Below are 15,469 nucleotides of genomic sequence, written 5' to 3' on the forward strand. Positions count from 1 at the left end.
TCGCAGCTGTTGGAAAAACCATCAGCCGGGCAACCTTTGGCCCAAAGCAAGGGAAAGGGAAAGGAAAAACAACCATAGAGGCAAATAATCAAGAAAAAATTTGGAATACAACATAGAAGGGGCGTATCGCATACGCCCGCTATATACAGAAATGAAATAATTTCACCCTTTAGGGTGAATAAAATCTTCAACCATCTCTTTAAATCGACAAAAAATGGTTTTCTCATCTTACGATTTCGAAATGAACAACCACCTCAAAAAAAATAATAAATAGATTCTTCGCTCTGCTCTGAATCCCTCCCTGAGACATTTCCAATTCTGAACGATTAGTGAAGAATCTGTACGGATCTCCATAATATATGCCTGTCATTCTTTACCGAAGGTAAAGAACCTGTACGCCAATGCAATCCTCAATATTTATTCAAAATATGCAGCGGGCGTATGCAATACGCCCACCACCATGTTGGTAAACTTCGATTTTATCTTTGCCCATCCTCCTATCCTGTCCCCTGAGCGGCGTCGAAGGGCATCCTGGTTCTCCCCCAAATCTGGGTCTATCCATGGATCCCTTGAATCCTGGTTCAAATGTCAGCGGGTTTATGCAATAAACCCCTACCAACATGGCGGTAATTCTGACTTTTGATCTTGGCCAATCCTCCCACCCATTGAATCCTGGTTCAAATATGCAGCGGGTTTATGCAATAAACCCCTACCAACATGGCGGTAATACTGACTTTTGATCTTGGCCAATCCTCCCATCCATTGAATCCTGGTTCTCTCCCCAAATCTTGGTCTATCCATGGATCCCTTGAATCCTGGTTCAAATACCCCCCTGCCCCTCTTTTTTTCCTATCAGGTAACAGAAATTAAACATCCCCACCCCTATTATTAATCAATAATTTAATACATTTGGCACGATCGATTTAAAACCTCGTGTTTTCCTAAACTCAACCGATGAAATACGTACTGTCATTACTTTTAATCATTAATATAAGCTTTGCATACTGTCAGGATGAACGTAAACCTGTTGTATCTTTTGAAGATGCATACAAACGGGATTACCAAGCCACCAAAATCTCAGATCATCAACCTAAACTCGATGGAAAACTGGATGAAGACCTATGGCAAAACCAAGGGGTTTGGTCGGAGAAATTCTCGCAGGTTATCCCCTTTGAAAGGGCATACACCGGCTCTTGGACCAAAATGAAGATCTTTTACGATGACAAGAACATCTATGTAGGAGTTTATTGCAAGGATATACATCCTGAAACCATGAACGCCTTTATCGGGAACCGGGACGACAACAGCAATGGTGACCTGATCAGTATCGCTTTCGACCCTTACCACGATTACCGCGCGGCAGTGGAATTCAATATCAACCTCGGCGGTAATAAAACGGATTTAACGGTTACGGACAAGCTATCGGTTAACCTTTCCTGGAATGCCGTTTGGGAAGGCCGCACCCATCAAGATCTCGCGGATTCCAGCTGGACTGCGGAACTAAGGATCCCTTTCAACCAGATCCGCTATAACCAGAAGAACGACGATGGAATCTGGGGGCTGCATGTCCGCCGGATTATCCGCAGAAATAATGAGGTGCAAAACTGGTCCATGATCCCGATCAAAAACAATGGGCATGTGTTCTCTTTCGGAACGATGCATGGCATGCAAGACCTCCCAAAACCTAAGGGAATTGAGTTCCTGCCTTATGTGATGAACAAACTGATCCGCGAACCTAAGATCGCTAACAGCCCTTACCAAGATGGAAACCGCTGGAAACCCAATGCAGGTCTGGATGCTAAATTCGCGATCTCGGATTATACTATGGATCTTTCCATCAATCCTGATTATGGTCAGGTCGAGCTCGATCCTTCGGTCATGAACCTGACTGCCTACGAAGTATTCTATGAGGAAAAAAGACCCTTCTTTTTAGAAGGAAAGCATATTTTGGAATTTGATAACAATGAAGGTGGAATGATGTTCTATTCTCGCCGGATTGGTTCCAGATCTCGATACCAATACCCACTAGTGGATAATCAACAGATTTTTGCCAGCAGCACCGATTTCGTGCCCATCCTGGGTGCGATGAAACTTACCGGAACGAACCGCAAAGGCCTTACCATTGGGATCTTGGAAAGTATAACTGCTAAAACGTCCCAAAAGGTTACCCAACTCGGTTCCGGCGAAGAAAAAATCCAAACCGAACCTCTGACCAACTATACCGTAGCGAGGGTACAGAAGAACTGGGACGGTAATACCTTATTGGGCGGTATGATCACCTCGGTCAATCGTAAAATGGATGCTCCACATCTAGAGGAGTTCCTGGTTAAAGATGCCTTTACGGCAGGTGTGGACTTTACCAAGTATTTCTCCAATCGCCTATATTATGTAGAAACCAAAGCTATGTACAGTACGCTTTCGGGAACAAAAGACGCCCTAATGGCTACCAAGACCAATGCTACGCACTTCTTCCAACGCAAATCGGGAGCCGAATACCTCAACATGAATCCGGATGCCACCTCACTGAGCGGTACAGGCGGATATATCAAGGCCGGTAAGAAAGGTAATGCGCAATGGAACTATGCCGAAACTTTCAGCTGGTCCTCCCCTGGCTTTGACCTGAATGAGGTTGGATACCTTAAGCAGACCGACTATAAATTGAACGAATCGGAACTTGCCTTCCGCAAGACTGATCCTTGGGGACCATTCCGCGCTGCCGGTATCACCCTGACCCAAAGGAACGTATGGAACTATGGTGGCAAGGCCATGGACAACAACCTTGCGGTACGTTTTAGGAGCTTGACCATCAAGCGTAGAATAGAAATGGATCTCAAGGAAGCCTTTAGCTGGAATTCAGTCGACAGCCGTATGCTCCGTGGTGGTTACGACCTTCGCTATAACCCCAACTTCACGAGTACTTTCTCCATGAACTCCGACCGTGCCAAACGTATTTTCCTTAAGGTTGACTACGATGGTAAACATTTCTTGGATGGAGAAACTAGATATAATGAAATCAGGCCTTCCCTGACTTTCCGTTTAGGCAATCATATACATTTGGTTACCCAGTTCAATTATGCGTGGAACAAAGATAACCTGCAATACGTCAGCACAAGCGACCTCCCTAGCATCAATGCAGATGAAGCAACTTATGTGATGGGAAGGATGCGCCAGGAGACTTATGGATTTACCTTTAGATTGCAGGGCAATATCACCCCAGACCTATCCATTCAATATTATGGATCGCCATTTACATCGACCGCGCAGTACGATAGATTTAAATACGCCACAAATACCCTTTCAAGAACCTATTCTGAGCGTTTCCAGGAATTTAGTCCGGATCAGCTCAGCTATGCAGATGGCATATACAGTGTAGGCACGGGTGCACAAGCCGGAAGCTTCAAGGATCCGAATTTCAGTTTCAATGAATTCCGTTCCAATTTGGTAGCACGCTGGGAATATCTGCCCGGCTCAACCCTTTACCTCGTTTGGGAACACAACCGATCCGGCAGGATGCCCGTTTACCAACCCGGCTGGGGCAGCAACTTGGACAATATCTGGAGGATTGCTCCGACAAATACCTTTATGCTGAAGGTGAATTATTGGATCGGCTGGTAGGAAGAGCTGAATGATCATCGAACGGCGTCGAGATGGCAACCACCGATCAACGAGCGGCATCTCGACTTCGATAACCATCGAGACCAGGAAACAGGATCATTGCCAGAATTTCATTCAACTATAAATTATCACGTTTTGCAGGGGCGAATTGCATTCGCCAGCACATGCATTTGAACCAGGATTAATGGGATGAGAGGATATACCAAGATCTGGTAAGGAACCAGGATTAATGGGATGAGAGGATGCACCAAGACCAAAGGTCGAGCGGCGTCTCAGCTTCGAAAACCTTCGAAATGAGATGACCATCGAGCGGAGTCCAGATGGCAACCACCGATCATCATCGACATCTCAGCTTCGCTCGATAACCGTCGAGAGGACCAACAATCTTCTTGTTACTTTTGGAGCCCAAAAGTAACCAAACCGCTTCCTTCGGATGGGAAATGTTTGTTTATATTTTTAAACCCCTGGAAGGGGTGAAATCTTTGTAGACATCAGAAATCTTCAATGGAAAAACCCACAGCGTGGGTAGAATATTTTTCTTCAAATTTAGTCCCTTTTCGGGGTCATTCTGAGGAACGAAGAATCTCGGAACCATGCAAAATTCAAGTGAATCCAATTAAGATTGCATCGGCGTTCAGTTCTTTAATCTGCAATAATTTGTATTGGCGTACAGTTCCTGTACCTTCGGTACAGCATGACAGGACCTTTTGGGTGGAGAACCGTACAGATTCTTCACTGTTTGTTCAGAATTGCATATTCCTGAGAGGGATTCAGAGTAAAAAGAAGAATCTATTGTTTATTTTATTTATTTGAGATGGTTGTCATTCCGCTATCGTAAGATGAGGAAACCATATTTTTGTCGATTTAAAGAGATGGTTGAAGGTTTTATTCACCTTAAAGGGTGAAATTATTTCAAGTTTGTATATGGCGGGCGAATGCAATTCGCCCCTACAGTATCGGGTACTTTCCAGTGACAAGTCGAGCTTGGTCCATCCGGTGGGTGAGCGGAGCCGATACCCCCATCCCGTACCCTGAGCGGCGTCGAAGGGCATCCTGGTTCATGCCCAGATCTTGGTCCATCCTCGGATCCCATTAATCCTGGTTCAACCGTCTAAATACTAAATACTAACTACTTAATACTCTTCCCCTTCACATACCTACTCACCCCATACATCATAACCAGCGTAATAATACTGATCACGACGACGATATAACCTAACGTGGTATAGTGTTCAATTGGACTTTCGTTGGTTTGTTGGACGATGATCAAGCCGGCGATAATGGCTCCTATCCCACCCGACATCTGTTGTAGGGATGCGCTTACGCTCATAAAGGCGCCACGGTCTTCTTTTTCTGGGACAGCGGACACCAATGCAGATGATGGCGTTACGCGGCTTAAGATCCCCATCATCATCAAGATATTCAATACAACCACGATCGGGAACGCTGTTGGACCTAGAGAGGTGTAGATCAAGACCATGATCATCATCCAGGTGGTCGCAATGGCAAAGATCTTGTACTTATCGAAACGGTCGCTGAGCATACCAACCATGGGCATAATCAAAAGAGAAGCAATTCCTGAGATCATAAAGAGCTGTGGAAGCTGTTCGTGGGTAACGTGTAGGTTGTTCACCGCGAATACACTGCTGAATGGCATCATCATAAAACCTCCAACGGAAAGTAATGCGGTCGCCATAAAGCCGATCCTATATTCCTTGCGGGTGAAAGTTCCCCACAGGTGCTGAAGGGCTGATTGCTTTTTCTGCAGGCCGATATGTTCGGTAATAGGTTTTAATTTCAGGAAGATCAAGATGGCAATCAGGACCGCTACAATGGCAATCATCAGAAAAGCACTTTGCCAACCCCAGGCATTGCCGATATAGAGGCCGATTGGAATCCCCAAGACTTGGCTGGCACCGAAACCCATCTGTACAAAACCCATTACCCTACCACGTTGGTCCAAGGTGAAAACATCGGTGATAATCGCCATGGAAATGGAACCGATCACGCCACCGAACAGGCCGGTCACTATTCGAGCAGCCACCAACATGGGATAACTGGTCGAAAAACCGCAAAAGAAAGTTCCAATAATAAATCCGGTATAGAAGAACAACAGGAGTTTTTTTCGATCGAAACGATCGGCAAATCCTGCGGTCAGGAGTCCAGAAATCCCGGCACTGAAGGCGTAGGCAGAAACGGCCACACCGAATTCAGAAGGTTTTAGGTCGATTGCTTTCATCAGCATATCCCCCATTGGAGACATGATCATAAAATCCAGGACAACGGTAAATTGAGTAAAAGCTAGTATGAAAATCACCAATTTCTGGTACGCAGAAAGCGGTGCTTTAGTGGATTCTTCCATATAAAAAATTGCTCGGCTAAATATGTGTAATAATTTTCTAAGCCGAGCAAAGGTAGGGATTGCATCGAGCACTTGTATTTGCGTATTGAAATTTTGACAATCTATTTTGCTGTACAGTAGTTTCCTCAATTATTGAATAAATGCAATCGGCCAAAAAATCTGGATTTTAGTTGGGGAGTTGCTCCTGACTACTGTTCGGGACTTGCTTTACCCTTATTCGAGACATATTCGGAAAATTCAAAACTTGTCTCGAATAAGATCAATCTAATCTCCGAAAGGAAGAGCAATGCTTTTTTTGATTTCAGGGCGGTTCAAAAACAGGCTAGCCTAGTTAAAAACCTAAAGATTTTAATGAAGTATAGCATAAGCTTAGCTATCCTCCATTCCAAATACTCCCGACTATTCTTATCTTTGCGATATGTCTACAGGGTTAATTTCACAAGATACTATTATCGCTTTGGCGACCTCTCCAGGGGCCAATGGCGCAATTGCCGTGATCCGTCTATCGGGCTCCAAGGCCATCAGCTTGGTCAATGAGGTTTTCAAAGGTAAGGATTTGACGAAGCAAGCTTCGCATACCGTGCATTTTGGAACCATCCGCGATGGCGAACATATTATCGATGAGGTATTGGTGACCCTTTTTGTGGGGCCTAACTCCTATACCAAGGAGGATACCATTGAAATATCGACCCATAATTCGGCCTATATCATCGAACGCATTATCACCCTTCTGATCAAGAAAGGTGCTAGAGCGGCCCGTGCTGGTGAATTTACCTTAAGGGCTTTCCTGAACGGTGGAATGGACCTTTCCCAAGCGGAAGCAGTGGCAGACCTGATTGCCTCCAATTCGGCGGCTTCCCATCAGATTGCCATGCAGCAGATGCGCGGGGGATTCTCCAATCAACTTAAGCAATTACGTGAAGACCTTGTACATTTCGCATCCCTGATCGAATTGGAACTTGATTTCGCCGAGGAAGATGTGGAATTTGCCAATCGTGACCAGCTGAAAGCCCTGATCCAACAAATCCACTCGGTCATTGCCAAACTGATCCGTTCCTTCGAACAAGGGAATGTGCTTAAGAATGGTGTTCCAGTGGTGATTGCCGGGAAACCCAATGTGGGTAAGTCTACCCTATTGAATGCCTTGTTGAACGAGGAAAGAGCCATTGTTTCTGACATTGCCGGTACGACTCGCGATACCATCGAAGATGAGATCAATATACACGGCGTAACTTTCCGCTTTATCGATACCGCCGGAATCCGTCATACGGAAGATGTGGTGGAGGCCATCGGCGTGGAAAGGACCCGCGAGAAAATGAAGCAGGCCCGATTGATCATCTACCTCTTCGACCCTACCCAAGACCAGATCTCTGCCGTACAGGAGCAGATCGATGAGGTCAAAGGTTTGAATATTCCATTTGTGACCATTATTAACAAGTCTGATCTTCTGTCGGAAGAACAGAAAAAGGATTATGAAGTACTGAATCCGCTATATATTTCGGCTAAGCAGCAAATTGGTATCGATGAACTGAAGGATGAGCTCCTGAACCAGGTTAATCTTTCTAATATTAATACAGATGATGTCATGGTGACGAATATCAGGCATGTGGAAGCTTTGCAGCATACGCAGGAAGCGCTGGAGAAGGTCTTGTATGGGATCGATAACCCGATTACTTCGGATTTTCTAGCGATGGATATCAGGCAGGCGCTGCATCATCTTGGGGAGATAACTGGGACGGTGACGACAGATGATTTGCTGGAGAATATTTTTAGTAAGTTTTGTATCGGGAAGTAAAGGGGATAATATTAATTTTGTTGATGCATGTCATATTATTCCTTACCCTGTGTCATATGATGATAAAGAAACTAATAGGTTAGCTTTAATTCTAAATATGTCTCGAGCATTTGATTTAGCATTTTTAAATGTATTAAACTTTATTATTGTTTTGTATTATTGTATATGGTTAGATTTTGTGATAAATAATGAAGAAAGTAGAAGTAGTAGCAGCTATTTTAAAATTTGAGAATAAAATTCTTTGTGTTCAAAGAGCAAAGAACAAATTACCCTATATCTCAGAGAAATTTGAGTTCCCAGGAGGTAAAATAGAAGTGGGTGAAACACAAGAAGATGCATTAGCCCGTGAATTATCAGAAGAGTTAAATATTGTGGCAGATATTCAATCTTTATTTTTAACTGTAATTCATCAATACCCAGATTTTGAATTAACAATGCATAGCTTTATTTGTGGAGTCGCAAATACTGATATTACATTAAACGAGCATATTGATTATAAATGGTTGACTATAGACGAAATTCATTTATTAGATTGGGCAGCTGCTGACATTCCTATCGTAAATAAATTAATCGCAGATGCATAATATAAAACTGGAGTTTAAAGATAGTCTTTATACAGGTTTTATAGATAAAGAAATTTTATCAAATGCAGCCTATCAACCTGAATTATTAGTCAATCAAAAGACTCCACCTAAGAAAATCTTATCAACTTTATTAAGCGAATTAAGTGTCTGTACAGAATTTTATATCTCTGTAGCCTTTGTGACGACAAGTGGAGTTGCTACAATTATAAATCAATTAAAAGAATTAGAAGAACGTAACGTGAAAGGTTATGTTCTAGTATCTCAATACCTTAATTTCACTCAGCCTGAAGCACTTAAAAGATTAATGCAGTTTAAAAATATTGAATTGCGAATTATGATTTCAGGTAACGCACATGCTAAGGGCTATATTTTTAAAAACAATACCCATTACAACCTGATAGTAGGTAGTAGTAATCTTACTGCAAATGCATTATCTACGAACAAAGAATGGAATATTAAATTATCAGCATTTGATGAAAGTGGATTGGTATATAATGTTTTAAAAGAGTTTAAGGCTGATTTTGATAAAGCAACGGTTGTCACGCTTGATTATATAATAGAATATGATAAATTATTTCAAGAACAGTTTTTATTAAATAGAAAAATCAAAGAACAGACGGTTGATTTGTTTGAAGCAGTTGTTCCAAACACCATGCAGAAAGAGGCATTATCTAATCTGGCAGCATTACGTTTAGTTAGGAAAAATAAAGCATTAATTATTTCTGCAACAGGAACCGGTAAAACTTTCTTATCAGCTTTCGATGCTAAAAACTTCAACCCTCAAAAACTTTTATTTGTCGTTCACAGACAAACTATTGCCAAAGACGCTTTGAATTCCTTTAAAAAGATTTTCGGAAATACTCGAACTATGGGGGTATATTCTGGGAATAAAAAAGAAGTGGAAAGTGATTTTATTTTTTCGACAGTTCAAACAATCTCTAAACCAAATTATTTTAAACAATTTTCTGAAGATCATTTTGATTATATCATAATTGATGAATCGCATCGTTCATCAGCAGATTCCTATAACCGTATATTAAATTATTTTAAGCCTAGATTCCTTTTAGGAATGACAGCTACACCTGAGCGTACAGATGGAAATAATATTTTTGAACAGTTTGATTATAATATTGGATATGAAATTCGTCTAAACCGAGCAATGGAAGAAGAAATGCTCAGTTCCTTCCATTATTACGGGGTTACAGATTTGATAATTGGTGATAAAACCATTGATAATAAATCTGATTTTAATTTATTGGTTTCAGAAGAAAGAGTAAATAAGATAATTGAACAATCGAAATTCTACGGAAGTGACAATGGAATAATAAGAGGATTGATCTTTTGTTCTAGAAAGGAAGAAGCTAAAGAATTGTCAAACCTTCTAAATAAAAGAGGATTAAAAACGAAAGCTTTAACAGGAGATAATTCTGAAGAACAAAGAGCAGCTGCTATTACACTATTAGAATCCGATAATTTGAAGGAGAAACTGGATTATATCTTAACAGTAGATATTTTCAATGAAGGAATTGACATTCCTAAAATCAATCAAATTATCATGCTTCGACCTACCGAATCAGCCATAATCTTTATTCAACAATTAGGACGAGGGTTAAGAAAAGCGGATGGTAAAGGTTATTTAACAGTAATTGATTTTATTTGGAATTATGATAATAATTACCTGATTCCTATCGCTTTATACGGCGACACCTCGTATAATAAAGATACGATTCGTAAATTATTGAACGAGGGAAGTCGATTAATTCCAGGTTCATCAACAATAAATTTTGACCAAATTACAAAAGAAAGAATCTTTCGATCAATCGACTCTGCAAATATGCAATTGTTAGCAGATTTGAAGAAAGATTATAACCTTTTGAAATTCAGATTAGGGAGAACACCTATGATGATGGATTTCATCAAGAATGATGGTAGAGATCCTTTTCTTTTTGTGGAGTACGCTAAGTCGTACTTCAATTTCGTGAAGAAAGTTGATAAGGATTCAATCGGTGAATTAAATAGTGCTGAAACTAAGCTGTTAGAACTTTTTGCAAAAGAAATTAATAATGGTAAACGAGTTGAAGATAGTTTAATACTAAAATTATTAATAGAAAAAAACGAAGTATCCGTTACTGATTTCAAAAACTATATCAAAGAAAAATATGGTTATGAAGTAACTGACAAAACGATTAATTCATGTATTGTCAACTTGAATTTTTGAGTTTGTAAGAGAGAACAAGAATAAACAACTTATTCCTGTTCGAGAGATTTATAATTTAGATATAATTAAGCTACAAAACAACATATTTAGTCTTTCCGATAGATTCAAAAAACTTTTAGAAGGTAAATTGTTTCATGACTTTTTGTTCGATTCAGCAATATATTCAATCAATGAATTTGATAAATCTTTCGATGTAGAGAATTGGAATAATGGTTTTGTTTTATACAAAAAATATTCACGAAAAGATGTTTTCAGGATATTGAATGCATTTGAAAATCCAGTTGCTCAGAATGTAGGTGGTTATCTTGTAAGCTCTGATAATTCAAATTGTCCCATTTTTGTAAATTATCACAAAGAAGACCATATTTCAGAAACTACAAAATATGAGGATGAGTTTGTAAATAGAAATGAGTTTGATTGGATGTCTAAATCCAACCGAAAAATAGAAAGTAAGGATGTGCAGGCTATACTCGGTAATAGGGGAGAAATTAGACTTCCATTATTTATTAAAAAGAATAATGACGAAGGAACTGATTTCTATTATATGGGAGAAATGCAGCCTAAATTAGATTTAGTAGAACAGACTTCGATGGATAATGGGAAAGGCGGTAAAGTTTCTGTTGTTAAGATTCGTTTTAATGTATTTCCTTCTGTTAATGAATCAATCTATAACTATATCAATGATAATAGTTCGGATAACAAACTAAATACTGAGCAGATTCAGAAATCAAATGTTATAGAATCTATTGAAACAAAAATAGAATTGATTCAAATCCCTCTTTACAATTTTTATGCAGCTGCCGGCAGTTTTAGTGAATTGCAAACTGACAATGAATTTGAAATGATAGATGCGCCAAGTCATTTAAAAAACGCAAACAATTATTTTGCTTGTAAAGTTATAGGAGAATCGATGAACAGAGTTATTCCTAATGGTTCAATTTGTCTTTTCAAGCTTTATACAGGTGGAAGTAGAAATGGTAAAATTGTGTTGGTTGAAAACCTCGATAAACAAGATGTCGATTTTAATTCAGCATTTACTGTGAAAACATATACTAGTGAAAAGATAGTTACAAATGAAGGTTGGGCTCATTCGGAAATCAAACTTTTGCCAAACTCCTTCGATGAATCATATTCCCCAATAATTATCACTGAAGCCAAAGCTGAAAACATGAAAATTATTGGTGAGTTTGTTTCAATTATCTAATAGACTTACTTCCAATTTAATGAAACCTTGTTAACGTTGATATATCTAAGAATTGCTTCAAGAGATTTTATTACTACTTTAACATCCAACAATTCGCCATTAAATATCAATGTATTATCGAATGTATTGTAGCCTCTTTGACAGCTTGGTTCCGGATCGTTGAAGGATTTGTTTAAGGAAGGATTTATCTGACGATCAATATAAACTCCAGATGAGGAATGATTAAATCGCTCTTCTACCCTTTCATCAAAATGCTCAAAGTAATTACGAAACTTGCGTGAAGAAAGGATATTATTCTTTTCTATTTTAAGTATTCTCTAAGTAGCTCCCCTCTATCTTTGTAATTTCTATTAGATGTTCATAAGATTTTGGAAACATTTCCTGACTACTAATTATTTATATTATTTACTAATTCTTTTGGTGTATCTACATCTTGGGAAGTCGGTACATCCAAAAAAATCACCATACTTACCATGTTTAAGAACCAATGGATTCGAGCAATAAGGACACAAATTGCTAGAATTAACGAATGGTTCATCTTCTAACTTTTTAAGGTTAATATTTGGTTTATTACCGTTTAACCTTAATAATAGATCATAAATTTCATCTCTTGTCTCTTCTGATATATTTATATCATTCGTGCCTTTTATGGTTTTCAGCAATTTAGAAAGTTTAATCACAGGAAAACTACTATTCACCTTTAATTTTGCTGAACCTGAAAACACAACTATTGGATAATAATCAAGGTAGGGATAACTGGTTAGGTTTCCTTTAATTGCTTTGACATGTCCCAAATTTTGACGTAAAGGATTGTATAATTTAAATTTGTTCTTATAAATAACTTGGGTCCATTCTAATGAGTTTTCACCACCGAAAATCCAACCACTATAATTTTTGGTTTCAATTACAAAAACTCCATATTTTGATATCACGACGTGATCAATCTGTGACATCATTCCATTGTGGAATATTCGAAGATTATGAATGATTTTATATTCTTTTTTATTTAGAAAAAACAATCGCAGTCTAACCTTTAATTCTCCTAAGTAACCTTTTATTTTTGGCTTTAGAAATCTGTATAGGATTATTAATGCAATCGAAATAATAATGATTAATAAAATCCGATACTCATAAATAAGCTGTATCATTTTAATTCTATTCATAGGTACCCAAAAAAATCATAGCTCTACTTATACCTTTAGGGACAAAGTAAATACAAGGGTTAATATAGAGTCATATCACATAAAGTGAAAGATAAATATAAGACATTATATTATTTATTAGTTTTTATTGTTCCTATAAAAACTATTATTCTCTTTAATAAAACATTCAACTTTTGAAATTTGGTTATATTGAAATGGGAAAACAACAAATACATCAATAAAAAAATTGCCGTGAATCCTAATTATTGACTTTATGTTATTCAGTATATTACCTATTATTAATTATTTTAGATTTAATAGGTATATTTATAACATATAACAAGGGATTCTGGAGCATATAAAATGGAGCTTAATCAATTAATAAAGAAAATAATTGCATTTCGAGATGAAAGAGATTGGAAGCAATTCCATAATTCCAAAGATTTGGCAATTGCTTTAAATATAGAAACATCAGAATTACTGGAATTATTTTTATGGAAAAGCAATGAGGATGTAAATTTAGAAAAGCTAAAAGAAGAACTAGCAGATGTATTTATGTACGCCCTTCTTCTTGCAGAAAAACATCAATTGAATATCCAAGAGATTATTGAAACAAAAATTGAAATCAATAACAGAAAGTATCCTAAAGAAAAATCGAAGGGTACTGCAAAAAAGTACAACGAATTATAACCTAATAAATTCTATCCTACCTTAAAACATGAATTTTAGTATTCATCAATATCCTTCCGATTTTGATTTGGAGTCTACTATAGTTAATAATCATAGAGACTATTTAAACTGGCCTTTAGTCTATTTTTTGGAAGAAAAAGCACTAAAAGAAAATGTTTTACGTGAAGCTTATGTAGGTGAAACGACCGATGTAATAAGCCGCTTAAAAACACATTCAAAGACATTCAAAAAGCAGAAATTAAGTTCGGTTAATTTAATTTTCAGTGAATTATTTAATAAATCTGCTACGCTTGACATTGAATCAAATCTAATAAGATATATTGCTGCGGATGGCCAATATTCGCTTCAAAATGGAAATCTAGGTCTTTCAAACCATAAATATCTTAACCAAAAGGAAGTCTATTGGAAACTCTTCAACGAGATATGGAGCGAATTACGAAGCTTAGGAATAGCTCGTCATTCTTTGGAACATATAGATAATTCTGATTTATTTAAATACTCCCCCTATAAATCTTTATCAAAGGAACAGGTATCCGGATTAAAAACTATTTTGGAATGTTTGCTGGATGAGAATGCAAAAGTAAGTTTAATACAAGGTGGTGCTGGAACTGGAAAATCCATTTTAGCAATTTTTCTTTTCAAACTCTTGAAAACTGAATTGGATGATTTTAATTATTCCGATTTTGACGAAGAAGATGAGGAATTATTTCTTTTGGTATCAAAGGTTAGGGAAAAATATAATACTTTGAAAATGGCATTGGTTATCCCCATGACATCTTTTCGACAAACAATTGCCAATGTTTTCCGAAATGTAAAAGGGCTCTCAAAAAATATGGTAATCGGTCCTTCAGATATCAGCAAAGAAAATTATGATTTAATAATTGTTGACGAAGCACATCGTTTAAGACAAAGACGTAATCTAGTAGGTTATAAGACTTTTGATGATGGATTTAAAAGAGCAAACTTAGACCCTAAACAATATGATGAGTTAGAATTAATTCAAGTTTGTTGTGATAAATCCATTCTATTTTATGATCCACTACAATCCATTAAACCATCTGATGTAGATTCTATTAAGTTTAGTGATTTAACAGAATTATCTACGACGAGATTTGAAAAACTAACTACTCAATTCCGAGTAAAAGGTGGAAATAAATATGTGAATTTGGTTCATGAGATATTTAATGAAGCCAGCAATGCAACAAAGACTAATGATATTGGATTGTATGATTTTAAACTGTTTGACAATCTGGAGCAAATGGTTAAAGAAATTAATAAAAAAGAGAAATCGCTAGGTTTATCAAGAATGATTGCTGGATTTGCTTGGGAATGGATTTCTAATGAAAATCCCGAGGCATTTGATATTGTGATTGGAGATATCCAACTCAAATGGAATAGCATAACAGTAGATTGGGTAAATTCTAAAAATGCAATCAATGAAGTAGGTTGTATTCATACAACCCAGGGTTATGATTTGAATTATACAGGAATAATTATAGGCCCGGAATTAGATTATGACTTTAATACCAATAGGTTTATTATCTATAAGGACCTTTATAAAGATAAAAACGGAAAGAATACTATCAAGGATGATAACATCTTATTGGACTACGTAATTAACATTTACAAAACCATATTATTGAGAGGAATAGAAGGCACTTATGTTTATGTTTGCAATCCTAATCTTAGAAAATATTTAGGTCAATACATTTCAAAGTTTGAAGTAAGTGATAGCGGAAAGGAAACAAAAATAAAAATTACCGAAGAGCCGACTAAACATACAGTTCAATATTATGACCTAGAAATAGCAGCAGGACTATTTTCTGATGAATAGAATGTAGACAAAATAAAATATTTAG

At 37.6% G+C, this 15,469-nt stretch carries 10 protein-coding genes; 7 read left to right on the top strand and 3 right to left on the bottom strand.

Going from position 1 to position 15,469, the window contains the following annotated elements; genetic code table 11:
* Positions 1 to 417: 417 nt before the first annotated feature.
* Positions 418 to 585, bottom strand: a complete 168-nt coding sequence (locus ACK2WI_RS01005) for a hypothetical protein (RefSeq protein ID WP_409149340.1) — start codon at positions 583 to 585, stop codon at positions 418 to 420.
* Between the two features lie 369 nt (positions 586 to 954).
* On the opposite strand from ACK2WI_RS01005, the gene ACK2WI_RS01010 reads away from it, so the two are divergent.
* Positions 955 to 3,615: a DUF5916 domain-containing protein gene (locus ACK2WI_RS01010; protein WP_409149341.1), complete on the top strand. Its 2,661-nt coding sequence runs from the start codon at positions 955 to 957 to the stop codon at positions 3,613 to 3,615.
* 1,129 nt (positions 3,616 to 4,744) lie between these two features.
* Here the strand turns inward: ACK2WI_RS01010 and ACK2WI_RS01015 are convergent.
* On the bottom strand, positions 4,745 to 5,977 hold the full coding sequence (locus ACK2WI_RS01015) for an MFS transporter (protein ID WP_409149343.1): 1,233 nt from the start codon (positions 5,975 to 5,977) through the stop codon (positions 4,745 to 4,747).
* Positions 5,978 to 6,395: 418 nt separating this feature from the next.
* On the opposite strand from ACK2WI_RS01015, the gene mnmE reads away from it, so the two are divergent.
* The 4 genes from mnmE (at position 6,396) to ACK2WI_RS01035 (ending at position 11,778) form a co-directional block, all read left to right on the top strand.
* Positions 6,396 to 7,772 carry a tRNA uridine-5-carboxymethylaminomethyl(34) synthesis GTPase MnmE gene (mnmE, locus tag ACK2WI_RS01020; RefSeq protein WP_409149345.1) on the top strand — a complete coding sequence of 459 codons (1,377 nt, stop codon included), beginning with the start codon at positions 6,396 to 6,398 and terminating at the stop codon, positions 7,770 to 7,772.
* A gap of 188 nt (positions 7,773 to 7,960) precedes the next feature.
* A complete protein-coding gene (locus tag ACK2WI_RS01025) occupies positions 7,961 to 8,356 on the top strand; it encodes a (deoxy)nucleoside triphosphate pyrophosphohydrolase (protein ID WP_409149347.1) in 396 nt (131 codons plus the stop codon).
* Positions 8,349 to 10,574, top strand: coding sequence for a DUF3427 domain-containing protein (locus ACK2WI_RS01030; RefSeq protein WP_409149349.1), 2,226 nt, complete (start codon positions 8,349 to 8,351; stop codon positions 10,572 to 10,574). Before ACK2WI_RS01025 ends, ACK2WI_RS01030 begins: the two co-directional genes overlap by 8 nt.
* A gap of 61 nt (positions 10,575 to 10,635) precedes the next feature.
* Entirely contained in the window at positions 10,636 to 11,778 is a 1,143-nt protein-coding gene (locus tag ACK2WI_RS01035; RefSeq protein ID WP_409149523.1) for a DUF3427 domain-containing protein, read from the top strand.
* A 401-nt stretch (positions 11,779 to 12,179) separates the two neighbouring features.
* On the opposite strand, the gene ACK2WI_RS01040 is transcribed toward ACK2WI_RS01035, so the two are convergent.
* Positions 12,180 to 12,941: an NERD domain-containing protein gene (locus ACK2WI_RS01040; protein ID WP_409149351.1), complete on the bottom strand. Its 762-nt coding sequence runs from the start codon at positions 12,939 to 12,941 to the stop codon at positions 12,180 to 12,182.
* A gap of 342 nt (positions 12,942 to 13,283) precedes the next feature.
* Between ACK2WI_RS01040 and ACK2WI_RS01045 the strand changes: the two genes are divergently transcribed.
* Both ACK2WI_RS01045 and ACK2WI_RS01050 read left to right on the top strand, forming a co-directional pair.
* Positions 13,284 to 13,610: a nucleotide pyrophosphohydrolase gene (locus tag ACK2WI_RS01045; protein ID WP_185216689.1), complete on the top strand. Its 327-nt coding sequence runs from the start codon at positions 13,284 to 13,286 to the stop codon at positions 13,608 to 13,610.
* Between the two features lie 28 nt (positions 13,611 to 13,638).
* On the top strand, positions 13,639 to 15,444 hold the full coding sequence (locus tag ACK2WI_RS01050; protein WP_409149353.1) for a DNA/RNA helicase domain-containing protein: 1,806 nt from the start codon (positions 13,639 to 13,641) through the stop codon (positions 15,442 to 15,444).
* Positions 15,445 to 15,469: the final 25 nt, after the last annotated feature.

Source organism: Sphingobacterium sp. BS-2 (assembly GCF_046161205.1).
In the GTDB taxonomy this organism is placed as follows: domain Bacteria; phylum Bacteroidota; class Bacteroidia; order Sphingobacteriales; family Sphingobacteriaceae; genus Sphingobacterium; species Sphingobacterium mizutaii.

Bases quoted from the DNA above. Each gene is read 5' to 3' on its own strand.
- ACK2WI_RS01010 (WP_409149341.1), top strand. From the start codon at position 955: ATGAAATACGTACTGTCATTACTTTTAATCATTAATATAAGCTTTGCA.
- ACK2WI_RS01015 (WP_409149343.1), bottom strand. From the start codon at position 5,977: ATGGAAGAATCCACTAAAGCACCGCTTTCTGCGTACCAGAAATTGGTG.
- mnmE (WP_409149345.1), top strand. From the start codon at position 6,396: ATGTCTACAGGGTTAATTTCACAAGATACTATTATCGCTTTGGCGACC.
- ACK2WI_RS01025 (WP_409149347.1), top strand. From the start codon at position 7,961: ATGAAGAAAGTAGAAGTAGTAGCAGCTATTTTAAAATTTGAGAATAAA.
- ACK2WI_RS01030 (WP_409149349.1), top strand. From the start codon at position 8,349: ATGCATAATATAAAACTGGAGTTTAAAGATAGTCTTTATACAGGTTTT.
- ACK2WI_RS01040 (WP_409149351.1), bottom strand. From the start codon at position 12,941: ATGAATAGAATTAAAATGATACAGCTTATTTATGAGTATCGGATTTTA.
- ACK2WI_RS01045 (WP_185216689.1), top strand. From the start codon at position 13,284: ATGGAGCTTAATCAATTAATAAAGAAAATAATTGCATTTCGAGATGAA.
- ACK2WI_RS01050 (WP_409149353.1), top strand. From the start codon at position 13,639: ATGAATTTTAGTATTCATCAATATCCTTCCGATTTTGATTTGGAGTCT.